This is a genomic window from Microbispora sp. NPDC046973 (assembly GCF_040644495.1).
GTDB lineage: Bacteria > Actinomycetota > Actinomycetes > Streptosporangiales > Streptosporangiaceae > Microbispora.
Genome location: NZ_JBEYWQ010000001.1, coordinates 99,887 through 116,312, shown reverse-complemented (window position 1 = coordinate 116,312; position 16,426 = coordinate 99,887). Strand labels below are relative to the sequence as shown.

Below are 16,426 nucleotides of genomic sequence, written 5' to 3'. Positions count from 1 at the left end.
AACACATTGCAGATTAGCGCCACGTAATACGGTGAATGCGGGCAACCGCCGAGTTCTCCGCCACGCTACTTTAGGTCACATGCGTGCGATCGTGATTTCCGAACCCGGCGGACCTGAGGTTTTGGCCTGGCAGGAAGTGCCCGACCCGCGTCCCGGCGCAGGTGAGGTCGTCATCGAGGTCGCCGCCTCGGCCGTCAATCGAGCGGACCTGCTCCAGCGCCGCGGCTTCTACCCGCCGCCGCCCGGAGCCTCCGAGATCCCCGGGCTCGAGTGCTCCGGGACGATCGTCGAAGTCGGCGAGAACGTCCCGCGTCTCGCGCCGGGCGACCGGGTCTGCGCCCTGCTGGCCGGCGGCGGGTACGCCGAACGGGTGGCGGTCCCCTGGCAGCAGGTGATGCCGGTGCCGGAGGGAATCGCGCTGGACGAGGCCGCCGGTCTCCCCGAGGTCGCCTGCACGGTGTGGTCGAACGTCTTCATGACCGCCCGCCTGCGCAAGGGCGAGACCCTGCTCGTGCACGGGGGTGCGAGCGGCATCGGCACCATGGCCGTCCAGCTCGCCAAGGCGTTCGGCTCCCGCGTGCTCGTGACGGCCGGATCCGCGGACAAGCTCGCGCGCTGCCGCGAGCTCGGCGCGGACGAGGGCGTGAACTACCGCGATGAGGACTTCGCCGAGCGGTTCGAGGGCCGGGCCGACGTCATCCTCGACATCATCGGCGCGAAGTATCTGCCCGGGAACCTGCGCGCCCTCGCCGCCGGCGGCCGCCTGGTCGTCATCGGGATGCAGGGCGGCGCGAAGGGCGAGCTCGACCTCGGCACACTGCTGGCCAAGCGGGCGGCGATCCACGCGACCGGGCTGCGCAACCGCCCGGTCGACGACAAGGGCGTGATCTGCCGGGGCGTGGTGGACAACGTCTGGCCGCTCGTCACCGCCGGAGCCGTACGGCCCGTGGTGCACGACCGGATCCCCCTCGACCAGGCCGCCCGCGCCCACCGGATGCTCGAAGAGGGTGAGCACATCGGAAAGCTCCTGCTGGTCAGGTGAGTTAGGTTGGATCGGGTGAGCACGGTGTGCACCAGCGAAGCCAATCAGGAGTGGTAAGCGATCGATGAACGCAGACGAGAGCACGCCGCAGATCGTGGTCGTGGGGCCGCAGGGCCTTTCGGTCTCCGGCGGCAACGGTAAGGGCGAGCACGAGGAGCGGTCCGTCGCCGACCTGGTGGAGCAGCCCGCCAAGGTGATGCGGATCGGCAGCATGATCCGTCAGCTGTTGGAGGAGGTGCGGGCGGCTCCCCTCGACGACGCCAGCCGCAAGCGGCTCAAGGACATCCACCAGAGCTCCATCAAGGAGCTCGAGGAGGGCCTGGCCCCCGAACTCGTGGAGGAGCTGGAACGGCTGTCCCTGCCGTTCAGCGACGAGAGCGAGACACCCCCGAGCGACGCGGAGCTGAGAGTCGCGCACGCCCAGCTCGTCGGCTGGCTGGAGGGCCTGTTCCACGGCATCCAGACCACGCTGTTCGCCCAGCAGATGGCCGCCCGGGCGCAGCTGGAGCAGATGCGCCGCGCACTCCCCGGCGGCATGAGCCAGGCCGCGCAGGACGACCAGGGCCACCGCGCGGGCGGGCCCTACCTCTGACGCCCCCGCAGTACTCGCCGACTCAGAACAGAGTCTCCAGCACGACCGCCACACCGTCGTCGTTGTTGGCCGCCGTCACGTGATCGACGGCGGCCAGCACGTCGGGGTGGGCGTTCGCCACCGCGTACGACGTGCCGGCCCAGGTCAGCATCGGCAGGTCGTTCGGCATGTCGCCGAAGGCGACCACCTCTGCGGGCTTGATCCCCCGCTCCTCGGCCAGCGTGGCCAGCGCCGTGGCCTTCGTCACGCCGTAAGCGCTCATCTCGATCAGCGCCCGCCCGCTGGAGTGGGTCGGGGTCACGAGGTCGCCAACGATCTCCAGCACGCCGCGGTGCAACTCGTCGGGGTCCATCGAGGGGTGCTGCGCGAGCAGCTTGGCGCACGGCCGGGACGTCAGCGCCGCGATGGCCACCATCTGCCCATAGGACAGCTCCCGGGCGTCCCAGCGCCCCAGGGCGTAGTCGGACTCGTGCGCGAAGCCGCCCTCGTACTCGACGGAGAACGCGAGATCGGGCACATGCCGCCGCAGCCGGGCGACGCACTCTTCGAGCACGTCGGGGGCGATCAGATGCGACTCGACGATCTCCTCGGTGTGCAGGTCGTACACGAGCGCGCCGTTGGCGCAGATCGCGAGCCCGCGGTGCCGTACGGCTCCCGCGACGGTGTGCATCCACCGGGGCGGCCGCCCGGTCACGAAGACGAGGGTGCCGCCGGACTCCTCCACCCGGGCGAAGGCGGCGGCGGTACGCGGAGAGACCGTTCCGTCGGTGCGCAGGGCGGTGCCGTCGAGGTCCGTGGCGACGAGGCGGGGGCAGGTCATGACAGGTTCCAGTGTGCACCGAGACGTGCCGTGCCATGCCATCGGCCACACCCGGGGCGAGAAATCTCCCCCGGACGTGGAACACCAACGGGCTACATAGTGTTAGATGTGAAGGCGTTGTATTAGCTGTTCCCGTAGCGAAAACCAGTTTGACTGTATGAGCCACCCGGGGAGCTGTGCGACACACCCGGGGTCCACGAGGTGTGGTCCCCAAGATTCACTTCCTTAGGGAGAGCAGTAATGGCTCAGGGAACCGTCAAGTGGTTCAACGCTGAGAAGGGCTTCGGCTTCATCGCACCGGACGGCGGCGAGCCCGACGTGTTCGTGCACTTCTCCGCCATCACGGGCAGCGGCTACCGCAACCTCGAGGACGGCCAGCGGGTCGAGTTCGAGGTCATCGCCGGTCCGAAGGGTCCGCAGGCGTCGAACGTCCGGGGCATCTGACCTGACTTGACGAAGGCGGGGTTCGCTGTGGCGAGCCCCGCCTTTTGCATGCCCGGGGGTGTACGGCCGCGGGCGCGGGGAGCGGACCCGCGGCGAGCCTCCGCGTATGAAAGTTTCATGCGCGGAGCCCTTCTCCGCACTCGGATGCCGTCCGAACCGAGAGATTTACATCACATCTGACGCCCTGCCGTCAAAGGTGCAGATTGCACTTCTGTCCGACAACCGAGGCATTCGCCGCCGAGGGAACCCGCCCGCTGACCGCCCCGTGAGACACGAAGACCTCCGGACGTGGTGGGCGGCACCACGCCGGAGGTCCTCGATCAGGGCCGCGGGTCTACCGGGACAGCGGCTCCAGGACGTCGAGCCCCACGTACGGCCGCAGCGCCTTGGGGACGACCACCGAGCCGTCGGCCTGCTGGTGGTTCTCCAGGATCGCCACGATCCAGCGGGTGGTCGCGAGCGTGCCGTTGAGGGTGGCCACGTGATGGGGCTTGCCGTCCTCGTCCCGGTAGCGCACCTTCAGGCGACGGGCCTGGAAGTCGGTGCAGTTGGAGGTCGAGGTGAGCTCGCGGTAGCGGCCCTGCGTGGGCACCCAGCCCTCGCAGTCGTACTTGCGGGCCGCCGACGAGCCGAGGTCGCCGCCCGCCACGTCGATCACGCGGTAAGGGATCTCGACCTTCTCCAGCATCTCCTTCTCCCACGCGAGGAGCCGCAGGTGCTCCTCGTGCGCGTCCTCCGGACGGCAGTAGGAGAACATCTCCACCTTGTCGAACTGGTGGACGCGGATGATGCCCCGGGTGTCCTTGCCGTACGACCCGGCCTCGCGGCGGAAGCAGGACGACCAGCCGGCGTACCGCATCGGCAGCGACGCCCGGTCGAGGATCTCGTCGGAGTGGTAGGCGGCCAGCGGCACCTCGCTGGTGCCGACCAGATAGAGGTCGTCGGCCTCCAGCCGGTAGACCTCGCTCGCGTGGGCGCCGAGGAAGCCGGTGCCGGCCATCGCCTCGGGCTTGACCAGCACGGGCGTGATCATCGGCGTGAAGCCGGCCTCGACGGCCTGCTGGATCGCCATGTTCAGCAGCCCGAGCTGGAGGCGCGCACCGACGCCCTTGAGGAAGAAGAACCGGGCGCCGGACACCTTGGCCCCGCGCTCGGTGTCGATCGCGCCGAGCAGCTCGCCCAGCTCGACGTGGTCGCGCGGCTCGAAGTCGAAGACCGGCTTCTCGCCGACCTCCTCCAGCACCACGTAGTCGTCCTCGCCGCCGGAGGGCGCGCCCTCCTCGACGATGTTCGGCACGGTCATGAGCAGCTCGTCGAGCTCACTCGCCAGCGCGGCGGCCTCGGTCTCGGCCGACTTCACCTGCGCGGCCAGTTCCTTCGCGCGGTCGAGCAGCGCCTGGCGCTCGTCTCCGGACGCGCGGGACACCGACTTGCCGATGCTCTTCTGCTCGGCGCGCAGCGACTCGAAGGCGTTGAGCGCGGCACGGCGGCGCTCGTCGAGCGACAGCAGGGTCTCCACGACCGAGTCATCCTCGCCGCGGACGCGCTGCGACGCCCGGAGCCGGTCAGGGTCCTCACGAAGGGTTCGCAGGTCAATCACGGCTCAAAGGCTACCGGAGCCGGTGCGGCTCCCGCCCGTCAAGCGAGACCGGCGCGGATCTTTCCGAGCCATTCGGCGGCCTCGGCGAAGTCCGCGTCGGTCGTACCCTCCTTGATCTGCGTCGGAACCCGGTCGGCCCGCGGATAGCTGCCGAGGAAACGCAGGTCGTCGCAGAGCCGGTGGAGACCGGTGACGGCCTCCCCGACCCGGGCGTCGGCGATGTGCCCCTCGAAGTCGAAGTGGAAGAAGTAGCGGCCGATGCCGTCGCCGGTGGGACGTGACTCGATGCGGGTCAGGTTGACCCCGCGCACCGCGAACTCGCTCAGCATCTCCAGCAGGGCGCCCGGGTGGTCGTCGCGCAGGAAGGCCACGAGCGAGGTGCGGTCGGCGCCGGTGGGCTCGGGCAGCCGCCCGGGGCGGTTCACCTTGATGAACCGGGTGACGGTGTCGGAGCGGTCGCCGATGTCCGAGGCGATCTCGTCGAGCCCGTAGTACTCCCCGGCGATGGCCGGGCTGATCGCCGCGTCGTACGGAGACCCGGGAGAGGCGACCTCCTGCGCGGCGGCGGCCGTCGACGAGGCCGCGATCACCACGGCGCCGGGCATCTCGCGCTCGACGAACCCACGGCACTGGGTGTGCGCCGCCGGGTGGGTGATGACCCGCTTGATCTGGGCCAGCTCGGTGCCGGGCCGCACCAGCAGGGAGAACTCGACCGGAAGCAGCCACTCGCCCGTGATGTGGAGGGGCCTCCCCCCGGCCAGCTCGTCGAGGGTCTGCGTGATCGCCCCCTCCACCGAGTTCTCCAGCGGGACCACCGCGCCGTCCGCCTCGCCGTCGCGGGCGGCGTCGAGCGCGGCTCCGACGTTGGCGCAGGGCAGGCGCTCGGCATCCGGCGCCAGGAGCCGCAGGGCCGCCTCACAGAAGGTGCCCTGAGGCCCCAGGTACGCGAGCTTCGACATGTCCTCAAGGGTATCCGCAGGTAGGTGTGGCGGGCATGCGGAGACACTCCTGCGCCGGCCGGCTCTCGCCCGTGGACCTCCGCCCGGCTCAGCGGGGGAGGCGTTGCGGCTCGACCTCCGGCCCGATGCCGAGCCTGGCCGCCCGCACCGCGTGCTCCTCCTCCGGCGACAGCGGCTGCAGCCCCTTCCCCCCGCGTACGGCACGGGCGTACGTGCGGGTCTCGGTGCGTCCGTTGATCGACGTCAGCACGACGCCGTCGCCGAAGCCGTTGATGAGCGCGAGCGAGAACGACAGCCTGCCGGTCATCTCGTCGAGCGCGTCGTACCGGTACAGCGCCACGTCGCGGATCGCCCTGCTGTCCACCGGGCCCTCGACGGCGGCCCGCCGGTCCAGGGCGTCCAGGCACACCCGCACGGAACGGCGGGCGGCGCGCAGCGCGATCAGGCCGACGGCCACGCCGGTCGCTCCCGCGAGGACACCGGCCAACTCCACAACGGTAACCAGCACGACACCGAGCGTAATGAATTGGTCAAGTGGACGCAGCGGGAACGGCGACAGCGGCCCGCCGCCGGGGCAGCCAGGCGCCGAGGAGCCAGACCAGGCCGATCGCGCCGAGCCCGAACGCGTTCTGCACGATCTTTCCCGCGACCGGGCTGAGCACGGGGATCTCCAGCGCCTTGAGCGTCACTCCCCACCACGGGATGGGCAGCACGTAGTAGAGCCACACGCCCGCCGCGACCAGCAGCCGGGCCGGGTCGCGGCCGGATCCCGCGAGGGCCGCGAGCACGACCACGACCCAGGCGATGTGGTGGATCCAGGCGACCGGCGACAGCAGCACCGCCATGAGCCCGGTGAGCGCCACCGCGGTCGTCACGTCGCCGTCCAGGTACGCGCGCCGGGCGCGGCGGAAGCCGTACCAGCCGATCCCGGCGACGGCGGCGAGCCAGAGCACCGTGGTCAGCCAGCCGGGCAGGTAGAGCCTGAGCAGCATGCCGCGCAGCGACTGGTTGGTGGTGGCGGCGTTCGCGCCCAGCCGCTCGGAGTCGAGCAGCGCCCCGAACCAGAAGTCCCGGGCGTCATCGAAGATCACCAGGAACGGCAGCAGCGTGAGCAGGGCCGCCGTGAACACCGCCATGAACAGGGCGCGGCGCTGTCCCTCGTCTCCCTCCCGGGCGGGAAAGGCGGTGATCGCCAGGTAGACGAGGAACACGCCGGGGGTGAGCTTCACCGCCGTGGCGAGGCCGATCAGCATGCCGCGCGGCCACCACGGCCGGCGCGCCACGCAGTCGAGCAGGCACAACGCCAGGAGGAACAGGTCCACCTGGCCGAACCTGAACTGGTCTCTGACCGGCATGAGATAGGTGCACGCGGCGCACAGCACGGCGAACAGCAGCGGCGCGGCCAGGGCGCCGCGCGCGCCGTCCAGGAAGGCCCGGAAGGCGTGCCGGACCGACACGGCGAGGACGGCGACGAGGGCGACCGTCCACACCCACTGCGCGACCGGCCACGACATCATGGCGAGCGGCACCGCCAGCATCGCGGCCACCGGCGGATAGGTGAACGGCAGGAGCTGGGGAGCCGGCGTGATCACGTCGTAGACGGGCAGACCCCGCAGCAGCGCCCAGCCGCCCGTACGGTAGACGTCCAGGTCCACCAGACGCTGGTCCTCGGGGTTGGTCAGCCAGTAGGCGATCAGCGGCGACGCCGCGGCGGCCAGCGCCACCAGGGCGAGCGCCCACGCCCAGGCGGGCCGGCGGGCCCCGGCGATCCGGCCAGTCGTCATGACCAGGCAGGCTACCGTGGACCGTGTCCGCACCGTTATCGATCATGGGGGAGCGCGCCGCCGTGCCACCTGGATCAGCCCCGGCTCCGGTCCCGGCGGCCCGAGTCGCGGCGAGGTTCCTCGCGTCGATCCTGGTGCTCGTCGTGGCGGCCCTCGTCCTGCCCGCCGCTCCCGCGTCGGCCGCACCACAGGCCGCCGCGGTGACGGGCCGGGTCGTGGTGATCGGGGTGCCCGGCCTCCGCTGGGACGACCTCGACCCGCGGCGGACCCCCGCGCTGTGGGGGCTGGCCGCCCACGGCTCCAGCGCGTCGCTGTCCACGCGGACGGTCCCTCCCGAGGGCCTGCCGGTGACCTGTCCGGCCGCCGGCTGGCTGACGGTCTCGGCGGGCCAGCGGGCGGGAGCGCCCGGCACCGGCTGCGGGCCCCTTCCCCGGCCCGTCACCGCCGCCGGCGGCACGGCGACGATCCCGAACTGGTCCGAACTGGTCGCCGTGCAGCAGTCCGGCCCCTTCAAGGCCCGGCTCGGGCTCCTCGCCGACGCCGTGACCGCCGCCGGGGGGAAGATCGCGGCCATCGGCCCGGGGGCCGCCCTGGCCGCCGCCGACCGGTCCGGCAGGGTCGCGACCTACGCCGCGACCCCCGCCGCGCTGCCCGACCTCACGCCGTACGCCCTCGTGGTCGCCGAGGCCGGGGAGATCACCGGGGCCCAGGCCGACGACCCGGCCGCCGACGGACGCGGGCAGGCGCGTCCGGCGGCCGTGAGCGCGGCCGACAGGACCGTCGCCGAGGTGCTCGCCAAGGTGCCCGCCGGTTCGACCGTGCTCGTGGCGGGGCTGTCGGACTCCCCCGGCCGCGGCGAGGGCTCCATCGCCCACCTGCACGTCGCGATCGCCGTCGGCGGGCCGTACGGGCACGGGTGGCTGACCGCCGCCTCGACCCGGCAGCGGGCGCTGGTCACGATCACCGACGTCACGACGACGGTCACCCACCTGCTCGGCCTCCCCACTCCCGAGGGCGCGGTCGGCAGGGCGTGGTCGGGCGGCGGCGCGGCGCCGCGGGTGGCCGAGGCGGCCTCCGCGCTGGCTGACGCCGACCTGGCGAGCCAGGTGCTCAGACAGGTCAGGGAGCCGTTCTTCATCACGCTGGTCGCCGCGCAACTGCTCTTCTACGGCCTGGCCGCGCTCGTGATCAGGCGTCACCGGCGGATGCTGACGACCACCCGGGTCGTCGCGACGGTCAGCGGCGCGCTCCCGGTGTCGATCTTCCTGGCGCAGCTCGTGCCGTGGTGGGCGTTCGCGCATCCGATGCCCGCCCTGCTCGGCACGATCCTGGGCTTCGCCCTCCTGGTGGCCGGGCTCGGGTACGCCGGGCCGTGGCGCCGCCACGTGCTGGGGCCGCCCGCCGTGGTCGCCGGGATCAGCTCGCTCGCGCTCCTCGCCGACGTGGTGACGGGCTCGCGGCTGCAGGTGAACGCGGTGGCCGGCTACGAGCCCGTGACCGGCGGCAGGTTCTACGGCTTCGGCAACATGGCCTTCGCCGTCTACTCGACGGGCACGATCCTGCTCCTGGCGGCCGTCGTCTGCGCGCTGCGCCGCCGGCCGAGGCTCGCCGTGGCCGTCTGCGGGGCGTACGGCCTGCTCGCGATCGCCGGGGACGGCTGGCCGACGTGGGGCGCGGACTTCGGCGGGGTGCCGTCGTTCGTCCTCGGCGTGGCGGTGTGCGTGCTGATGGTCGCGGGCAGGCGGGTGTCGGTCCTCCGGCTCGGGCTGATCGCCGTGGCGGGGGTCGTGCTCATCTCACTGATCGCGGTGGCCGACTGGCTGCGCCCCGCCGACCGGCGCACCCACCTCGGGGCGTTCGTCCAGCAGGTCGTCGGCGGCGAGGGCGGCTCGGTCGTCGGGCGCAAGCTCGGCGCGATGCTCCACACGCTGGGCAACCTGCCGCTGACGCTGCTGTCGCTGGTCGCGCTGGCGTTCCTGTTCCTCGTGCTGGCCCGGCCGTCCCGGTGGGGCGCGCCCGCGCTGAGCCTGGCCTACGAACGGGCGCCGCAGCTGCGGGCCGGGCTGTTCGGCGCGCTGACCGCGGCGTTCGCCGGGTTCCTGATCAACGACTCGGGGATCGCGATCCCGGCGATGGCCCTGACGGTCGCGGTGCCGCTGGCGCTGGCGGCGTCCGTACGCGCGCTCCAGACCGCGCCGCCCACCACAGCAGCGCGATCGTCAGCGCCAGCAGGAGCGACGGCGCCACCCAGCCCCTGACCACGTCGACGAGCCAGCCCAGGTCGTCCGGCTGGTCCGCCTGGCGAGCGGGCAGGTAGGCGAGTGAGAGCACGGCGAGCCGGGCGACCAGGAACGCCTCCAGGCCCGGCCAGGCGACCAGGGCCAGCAGCGCGAACCCCAGCCCGTCATACCAGGGCAGCGCGTACGGCGTGGCGAACAGCCAGGCCACGGCGACGGCCAGGGCGACCACCGGTCCCTCGCGGCCGGCGGCGGGACGGCCGCGCAGGAGGAGGGCGGCGAGCACGGCCAGCAGGAGCAGCGACCCGGCCTGGATCCACGCGTGGTAGGCCCCGGATCCGAACACCGTCTGCAGGGCCTTTTTCCCCAGCGCCCACGGCGTGGCCAGCGAGACCGACTTGCTGGCGTCGAGCAACTGGTCGAGCGAGTGGGGCCCGGCGAGCAGGTAGGCCACGAGCACGGTCAGCGCCGCCGACCCGGCGACCAGGGCGAGCCGCCGGGGGCTGCGGCGCAGCTCCCACGCCGTGCCCAGCGCCACCAGGCCCACGGTGGCCTTGACCGCGACGCCCAGGCCGAGCGGCACGCCCCGGCGGGCGACCAGCCCCGCCACGACGAACGCGATCGCCACGGTGTCGAGGTGCATCCCGGCCACGAGCTCGTAGATGATCAGCGGGTTCGCCGTCCACAGCAGGGCCGCGCGGCGCTGCCGTAGGGGATCGCCCGCGGTGGCGCGGTGGAGCAGCAGGCCGGCGGCGACGAAGGCGGCGGCGTTGACCAGGGCCATCGCGAAGACCGTCAGGCGGACAGAATCACCCCCGACGTGGCTCGCCAGCGCCTGCACGGCCGTCGCGACCGGGCCGTACACGCTGGGCGTCCTGGTCCACTCCTCCACCCGGCCGATGACGGGATCGGCGGGAAGGTCGGCGGGCACGGTCGCGTACGGGTCGTGGCCGAGGGCCGCCATCCGGCCGTACGCCGCGTAGTTGAGGTGGTCGGCCGACCCGGAGGGCGGCAGGAACGCGAGGACCGCGGCGGCGGCGCACCCGGCGACGACCAGCGTGCGCGCCCGCGGCATCCGGTCGGCGTACGCGAGGCCGGCGGCCAGGCCGACCGTGCCGAGGACGAGCGCCGCGGCGGCCAGCGCGACGACGAGATGGCCGTCGGGCGCGAGATGGAGCGAGTAGGGGGGCTGCCACGACCGCCCGGGCAACCCGGGCACCATCGCCGACGGCCCGAGGACGCCGATCGTGATCGTGAGGACGATCGACAGGCCGCCGGCGGCCGGGGCCAGCCGGGCGGCGATCCGTGCGCGCCCCCGCGAATCCACCCGAGAATTCCACCACACCGGCCGACCGGCATGGGCGAAGCAACCGGGTGGCCCGGCTTAACGGCGCGGCCCGACAGCGCGGCTCAGCGGCGCGGCGGGCGGAGGGCGGCGCGCGCCTGGTCCACGGCGGGTTCGCGGGCGGCGAGGGCCAGGCCGACGTCGCGGAGCTGCTTGGCCCTGTGCAACTGGGAGCGCCAGTCGGTGCCGGTCGCCCGGTGCGCCATCTCGACCTCGACCTCGACCACCCGGAAGCCCTTCCTGAGCAGGTCGACGGTCATGCCGGTCTCGACGCCGAAGCCGTGGGCGAGCGGCCGGGCCGCCTCGAACGCCGCTCGGGTGAGGCACCGCTGCCCGTTGAGCGGCTGGGTCGCCTCCCAGCCGGTGAGCCGCTTGATGCCGTCGCGGGCCAGCCGTACGACGATGCCGTGCCCGCCGAGCTTGACCCTGGTCGCGAACCTCGCGATGGTCAGGTCGGCCTCGCCCGCGCGCACCGGCGCGATCAGCGGGAGTGCCGCCGCCGCCGTCTCGCCCAGATCGGCGTCGAGGAACAGCAGGTGCCGGGGATGGTCCTCGTCGAGGAGGCGCACGGCCTCGGCGCCGCTCTCCATCGCCGCCGCCTTGCCCCGGTTGCGGCTGTGCCGTACGACCCGGGCGCCCGCCGCCCTGGCCACCCGGCCGGTCTCGTCGGACGAGCCGTCGTCGACCACGACCACGAGATCCACGCCGGGCAGCTTCAGGGCGGCGGTCACGGTGGCGCCGATCCGGTCGGCCTCGTCCTTCGCCGGGATCACCACCGCGGTGTCCGGCTCGGGCACTGCCATCTCCCCCATGCGCCTAACCCTGATGCTCGGCCGTGAGCAGGTCGGCGGGCACCGTGTCGTGCACGGTGAACACCGAGTCAAGGCCGGTGACCTGCAGAATCTTGCGTACCGCCGGTCTCGGCGCCGCCACCTCCAGCGTGCCGCCCCGCTCGCGCAGCCGCTTGAGCGCCGACAGCAGCACGTTCATGCCGGTGGAGTCGCAGAACTCCACTCCGGACATGTCGATGACCACGCGGTCGGGCCCGGTCTCCAGCAGGCGGGTGAACTCCCCCTGCAGCCGGGGCGCGGTATATAGGTCGATTTCGCCGAAGACGGCCATGACGGCCTGACCGGCGTGGGATTGCGTCGCGACTTTGAGCTCCACGAGGCGCACACTAGCGTCGTCCCGGCCCCGGGTCACGCTCCATCGGATTCGTCGAAGAGTCGTCCGCCCTTTGTCCCCGATTCACGCCCCATGTAAACGCGGAGTGCGCGAAGCTTGACGCTATGCGACACCGGCGTCGCCGGATGGAGGGCCCGGAACCTCCGCGTCTTGGTCGTCACTTCGCAAAGGAGGGCGGGCGCCGAGCACAGCGGGCCCGAGAGCAGATGAACAGTGAGATACCCGAGGATCCACAGCGGCGCGTGCTGCGCGAGCACCTGGAGACCATGCAGGTGCGCACCGAGAAGGCCTCGTCGTGGCGCGACGCGGCCGAGCCGCTGCGCGGCCTGGTCAACCGCGAGGGGTACGTCCCGGTCAGCGCCCGGCTGGCGGCCGAGGACCTCGACTTCCTCGCCGAGGCACGCGAGGAGCTGCTGAGCTTCTCCGAGCTCGGCATCCGGCTGCTCGATCTGCACCAGCCCAGGGACGCGGGCGGCATCTCGAGCGACCCGGCCAACCCGATCCTGCGGTGCCGGAGCTGCATGTGGCGCTGGCCGTGCCCCACGTTCCGGGCCATGGCGGAGGCGTTCACCCCGCGCCAGCGGGAGGCCGCCCCCGACGTCCCCTCCTGGCGCGGCCAACTGGAGCACCAGCGCGACCTGTGACCCGGGCCGCCGGAGCCGCTCCGAGCCGGGCTTCCGGCCGAAGGCCGGCGACGCCGAGAGTTACAAGTCATCATTAAGTGTTCTCCATGGAGGCGTACCTACCTTCCTCTGTGTAAGGGCCGGCGCGCGCAGACGTGCGCCGGCCGACACAGGAGGGGAAGAGCGTCATGAAACTGGTCTACAAGGTCCTGGCCTCACTCGTCGCGGCCGAGGTCGCCGTGCAGGCGATGATGGTCGTGCTCGGCGACGCCGGGCTGTTCAAGTACGTCGAGCAGGGCGGCGTGGTCGACAAGGCGAGCGCGGAGAGCGGAGGGATGGAGTTCCCCGAGTTCTTCGCCTTCGTGGTCCACGGCATCAACGGGATGATGGTCATCCCCGTGATCGCCCTGCTCCTGCTGATCTCCTCGTTCTTCGCGAAGGTCCCCGGAGCGGTCAAGGGGGCCGCCCTCGTGGTCCTGCTCGTCGCCGTCCAGGTCTCCCTGGGCCTCCTCGGCCACGAGATCCCCGCCCTGGGCGCCCTGCACGGCCTCAACGCGCTGCTGCTGTTCAGTGCGGCCGTCCACGCCGCGCTTCGCGGCCGCGGCGCCGCGGCGATCGCGACCGCCCAGCCCCACGCCCGCGCCGAGACCGTCGTCTGACGACATCTCGCATGGACGGGACTCGTCGTCGCGGCGCCCGCCTCCGCCTCGCGCTGGCGGGCGCTGCGACCATCGCCCTGCTCGGCCCGTTGGCCTGGATGTGGCAGGACAGCCTCATGCCCGGGGCGTACTCCGTGATGGACATGGGGTACGCGGACTACGGCGGCGCCCTGACCCACGTGGCCGCCGGCACCTCCGCGCACGCGGAGCACACGCACTCCGGGCACGCCGGCCACTCCGAGCACGCCGGCCACTCGGAGCACACGGCGTCGGCGCGCAGCCTGACCTCGCTGACGGCCGACCCGGACCGCGCGGCCGACGTCGCGATCACCCTGGTCGCGCGCAAGCAGCGGTTCCGGCTGGCCACCGGCCGCTCGGTGGACGGGTACACGCTGAACGGCACCTCGCCCGGCCCGGTCATCCACGCGACCGTCGGGCAGCTGGTGCAGGTCCGCCTGGTCAACGAGTCGGTGCCGGACGGCATCACCCTGCACTGGCACGGCGTCGACGTGCCCAACGCCGCGGACGGGGTCGCCGGCGTCACGCAGGACGCGGTCGGCGTGGGCCGGTCGTTCACCTACCGGTTCGTCGCCGGCCAGGCCGGCACCTTCTGGTACCACTCGCACCAGGTGTCCCACGAGCAGGTGCGCCGCGGTCTACTGGGCGCCCTGGTGGTGGCCCCGGCGGCGCGACCGCCCGCGGGCACGGCCGACGTCGTGGCGCTGCTGCACCTCTACGACGGGGCCCGCACGATCAACGGGCGTGAGGGAGACGTCCGCGCCGAGGCGCGCCCCGGCGAGCGGGTGCGCGTCCGAGTGATCAATACGGAGAACGGCCAGACGCCCGTATGGGTCGGCGGCGCCCCGTTCCGGCTCGCCGCCGTCGACGGCACCGACCTGCACGAGCCCGCTCCCCTACGGGACACCGCCGTGATGGTCACGGCGGGAGGCCGCGCCGACGTCGAGGTGACCATGCCCGAGGACGGCTCGCCTGTACGGGTGCACGTCGGCGGCCCGGCCGGCATCGTGCTCGGTTCGCGGTCGTACGACGTGCCCGTCGTCTCCCGGCCCGCGAAATCGCTGGACCTGCTGTCCTACGGCACGCCGGCGCCGCTCGGGTTCGACCCGGACCGGCCCGACCGGCGGTTCGACTACGAGATCGGACGCCGCCCCGGCTTCCTGGACGGACGTCCGGGCATCTGGTGGACGATCAACGGCCACATGTTCCCCGACGTGCCGATGTTCGTCGTCGCCGAGGGCGACGTGGTGCGGGTGCGCATCGTCAACGACAGCGGCGAGCCACACCCGATGCACCTGCACGGCCACCACGCCGTGGTGCTGAGCCGCGGCGGCGTGCGGGCGACGGGGAGCCCCTGGTGGGTGGACTCCCTCGAAGTCGGCAGCGGCGAGTCGTACGACATCGCCTTCGTCGCCGACAATCCCGGCATCTGGATGGACCACTGCCACAACCTGCCGCACGCCACGGAGGGTCTCGTCGCGCACCTCATGTACGAGGGGGTCACCACACCCTTCACCGTGGGCGGGACGGCCGGAAACGAACCGGAGTGACTCCCGGCCGAGGCGAGGACCTCGCGGAGGCCGGACCACGACCCGCTCTCGTCAATGGAACGCTCCGCCCCCGGCCGTGAACCTTTCATGACAGGCCATTTCGCCCATGCCGGATCGGGTCCCGGTCCGGACGGCGACCCCGCACGTCACCGCGCCGAAATCCTTGACTGCGAGGGCCACCGGACCGAATCCCGGCCTCTCATCGGTTGATCTCCGTCGCCCCGATGAGAACGTGAGGGCGGCTGGTCGGATGATCAGCCCGCGAAGGGAGGAGTCTCCATGGTTCGCACGTTCCAATCCTGGGGCGATCGTCTGCTCGCCCGCCTGGTGCCGAGGACCGAGGCGTCGGCGGCGGTGCCGTGCTGGTGCATGCAGAAGCAGTGGTGCTGCTACGGCGGCAACTACGGCTACTACTGCGGCCAGGTCGGCACCTGCTGAGACCCCGCCGCGGCGGGCCGCGTGCGGACGACGTCCGCACGCGGTAGTGCGCGGCGGAGTCGACACCGAAGGGGGAATCCGTGAACTACGTGCTCCTCGCCTGCCGGATGGCCATCGGGCTGACATTCCTGGTCTCGCTCGCCTCGAAGCTGCGCGGCCGGGAGTCCTGGCTGCGGTTCGCCGACGCCACGGCGCGGCTGCTTCCCAGCCGTACGGTGACCACGCGGGCGACACAGCGGCACCGCACGCTCGCCGCCGCGGTGGCCGCAGCGGAGGGAGCCGTCGTCGTTCTGCTGGTCGTCCCGGTCACGGCGTCCGCGGGATTCACGGTGGCGCTGGCCGCGCTGGGGGCGTTCTCCTTGGTCATCCACCATGCGATCCGCAGGGGCCTCGCGGTCCCCTGTCACTGCTTCGGCGGCCGGAAGCTGCCGGTGGGGCCCGCCGACCTCGCCCGCAACGCCCTCCTCGGGCTGATCGCCCTCACCGGCCTGGCGCTGACGCTCCTCGTCCCCGTGCGCGGACCGGCCGAGCTCGCGGGAGCGGCGGTCGCGGCCCTGGCCGCGCTCCTGGTCACGGTCCTGGTCGTGCTGACGGGGGAGATCGCCGACCTGTTCGGGCTCACCCGGGAGAGCAGGTAGCGGTGGCCCGTCCGGTCCGGGGGCTGCCGATCCTCGTTCCTGCCGTGGCCGTGGCGCTCTGCGCCCTGGCCGTGGTCACCTGGCTGCGCCGCCGCTTCCTTGTGGTGGAGGTGTCCGGCACGAGCATGCGGCCGAGCTTCCGCACGGGAGATCGCGTCCTGGTGCGGCGTGTCGCGTCGCACGGCGTACGGGTGGGCGAGGTCGTGGTGGTGGAGGCGCCGCGGCCCCGCAATCACCGGCAGAGGCCGGAACACATGTGGCACATCAAGCGTGTGGCGGCGGTCGGGGGCGATCCGGTGCCCGCACCGGTGGCGGACGCGCCCGCGCTCCGGCACGCCGACCGGGTGCCGGCCGGCCATCTGGTCGTTCTGGGGGACGACCCACGCTCCAGCCTGGACTCGCGCCAGCGCGGCTTCGTGCCCGCCGACCGGGTCCTGGGAGTGGTCCTGCGGCGGTTGCCGCCGGACGGCAGTCGCTGAAAACCACGGTCCG

General features: G+C 72.6%; 17 protein-coding genes. 9 read left to right on the top strand and 8 right to left on the bottom strand.

Annotated features, from left to right (window positions below; translation table 11 throughout):
- Positions 1-79: 79 nt before the first annotated feature.
- Both ABZ860_RS00565 and ABZ860_RS00560 read left to right on the top strand, forming a co-directional pair.
- Positions 80-1,042 (top strand): NAD(P)H-quinone oxidoreductase, encoded by a 963-nt coding sequence (locus ABZ860_RS00565; RefSeq protein ID WP_357213003.1) that lies wholly within the window; start codon positions 80-82, stop codon positions 1,040-1,042.
- A 64-nt stretch (positions 1,043-1,106) separates the two neighbouring features.
- Positions 1,107-1,634 carry a bacterial proteasome activator family protein gene (locus ABZ860_RS00560; RefSeq protein ID WP_357213000.1) on the top strand — a complete coding sequence of 176 codons (528 nt, stop codon included), beginning with the start codon at positions 1,107-1,109 and terminating at the stop codon, positions 1,632-1,634.
- 22 nt (positions 1,635-1,656) lie between these two features.
- On the opposite strand, the gene ABZ860_RS00555 is transcribed toward ABZ860_RS00560, so the two are convergent.
- On the bottom strand, positions 1,657-2,454 hold the full coding sequence (locus tag ABZ860_RS00555; RefSeq protein WP_357212997.1) for an HAD family hydrolase: 798 nt from the start codon (positions 2,452-2,454) through the stop codon (positions 1,657-1,659).
- A 240-nt stretch (positions 2,455-2,694) separates the two neighbouring features.
- Between ABZ860_RS00555 and ABZ860_RS00550 the strand changes: the two genes are divergently transcribed.
- Positions 2,695-2,898 (top strand): cold-shock protein, encoded by a 204-nt coding sequence (locus ABZ860_RS00550; RefSeq protein WP_030511000.1) that lies wholly within the window; start codon positions 2,695-2,697, stop codon positions 2,896-2,898.
- A 334-nt stretch (positions 2,899-3,232) separates the two neighbouring features.
- Here the strand turns inward: ABZ860_RS00550 and serS are convergent, their stop codons facing one another.
- The 7 genes from serS to ABZ860_RS00515 all read right to left on the bottom strand — a co-directional run bounded on the left by serS (position 3,233) and on the right by ABZ860_RS00515 (position 11,990).
- The gene (gene serS, locus ABZ860_RS00545) at positions 3,233-4,498 is read right to left on the bottom strand and encodes a serine--tRNA ligase (protein WP_357212993.1); all 1,266 of its coding nucleotides are present in this window, start codon (positions 4,496-4,498) and stop codon (positions 3,233-3,235) included.
- 38 nt (positions 4,499-4,536) lie between these two features.
- Entirely contained in the window at positions 4,537-5,457 is a 921-nt protein-coding gene (pheA, locus tag ABZ860_RS00540; RefSeq protein ID WP_357212991.1) for a prephenate dehydratase, read from the bottom strand.
- An 88-nt stretch (positions 5,458-5,545) separates the two neighbouring features.
- Positions 5,546-5,965 carry a DUF4446 family protein gene (locus ABZ860_RS00535; RefSeq protein WP_357212989.1) on the bottom strand — a complete coding sequence of 140 codons (420 nt, stop codon included), beginning with the start codon at positions 5,963-5,965 and terminating at the stop codon, positions 5,546-5,548.
- Positions 5,966-5,987: 22 nt separating this feature from the next.
- Positions 5,988-7,241 (bottom strand): glycosyltransferase 87 family protein, encoded by a 1,254-nt coding sequence (locus ABZ860_RS00530; protein WP_357212986.1) that lies wholly within the window; start codon positions 7,239-7,241, stop codon positions 5,988-5,990.
- 2,103 nt (positions 7,242-9,344) lie between these two features.
- The gene (gene mptB, locus ABZ860_RS00525) at positions 9,345-10,805 is read right to left on the bottom strand and encodes a polyprenol phosphomannose-dependent alpha 1,6 mannosyltransferase MptB (RefSeq protein WP_357212983.1); all 1,461 of its coding nucleotides are present in this window, start codon (positions 10,803-10,805) and stop codon (positions 9,345-9,347) included.
- A gap of 83 nt (positions 10,806-10,888) precedes the next feature.
- On the bottom strand, positions 10,889-11,635 hold the full coding sequence (locus tag ABZ860_RS00520) for a glycosyltransferase (protein ID WP_357212980.1): 747 nt from the start codon (positions 11,633-11,635) through the stop codon (positions 10,889-10,891).
- Positions 11,636-11,639: 4 nt separating this feature from the next.
- Complete coding sequence (locus tag ABZ860_RS00515) at positions 11,640-11,990, bottom strand: STAS domain-containing protein (RefSeq protein WP_169984010.1); 351 nt, start codon at positions 11,988-11,990, stop codon at positions 11,640-11,642.
- 224 nt (positions 11,991-12,214) lie between these two features.
- Here ABZ860_RS00515 and ABZ860_RS00510 point away from each other — a divergent pair, with 224 nt between their 5' ends.
- The 6 genes from ABZ860_RS00510 to ABZ860_RS00485 all read left to right on the top strand — a co-directional run bounded on the left by ABZ860_RS00510 (position 12,215) and on the right by ABZ860_RS00485 (position 16,413).
- The gene (locus tag ABZ860_RS00510; RefSeq protein WP_357212977.1) at positions 12,215-12,652 is read left to right on the top strand and encodes a hypothetical protein; all 438 of its coding nucleotides are present in this window, start codon (positions 12,215-12,217) and stop codon (positions 12,650-12,652) included.
- Positions 12,653-12,819: 167 nt separating this feature from the next.
- Entirely contained in the window at positions 12,820-13,290 is a 471-nt protein-coding gene (locus ABZ860_RS00505; protein ID WP_357212974.1) for a hypothetical protein, read from the top strand.
- An 11-nt stretch (positions 13,291-13,301) separates the two neighbouring features.
- Positions 13,302-14,858, top strand: a complete 1,557-nt coding sequence (locus ABZ860_RS00500) for a multicopper oxidase family protein (RefSeq protein WP_357212972.1) — start codon at positions 13,302-13,304, stop codon at positions 14,856-14,858.
- A gap of 279 nt (positions 14,859-15,137) precedes the next feature.
- Positions 15,138-15,296 (top strand): hypothetical protein, encoded by a 159-nt coding sequence (locus ABZ860_RS00495; RefSeq protein WP_357212969.1) that lies wholly within the window; start codon positions 15,138-15,140, stop codon positions 15,294-15,296.
- Between the two features lie 80 nt (positions 15,297-15,376).
- Positions 15,377-15,934 (top strand): MauE/DoxX family redox-associated membrane protein, encoded by a 558-nt coding sequence (locus tag ABZ860_RS00490; protein WP_357212966.1) that lies wholly within the window; start codon positions 15,377-15,379, stop codon positions 15,932-15,934.
- Positions 15,935-15,936: 2 nt separating this feature from the next.
- Positions 15,937-16,413 (top strand): S26 family signal peptidase, encoded by a 477-nt coding sequence (locus tag ABZ860_RS00485; protein WP_357212963.1) that lies wholly within the window; start codon positions 15,937-15,939, stop codon positions 16,411-16,413.
- Positions 16,414-16,426 lie beyond the last annotated feature (13 nt).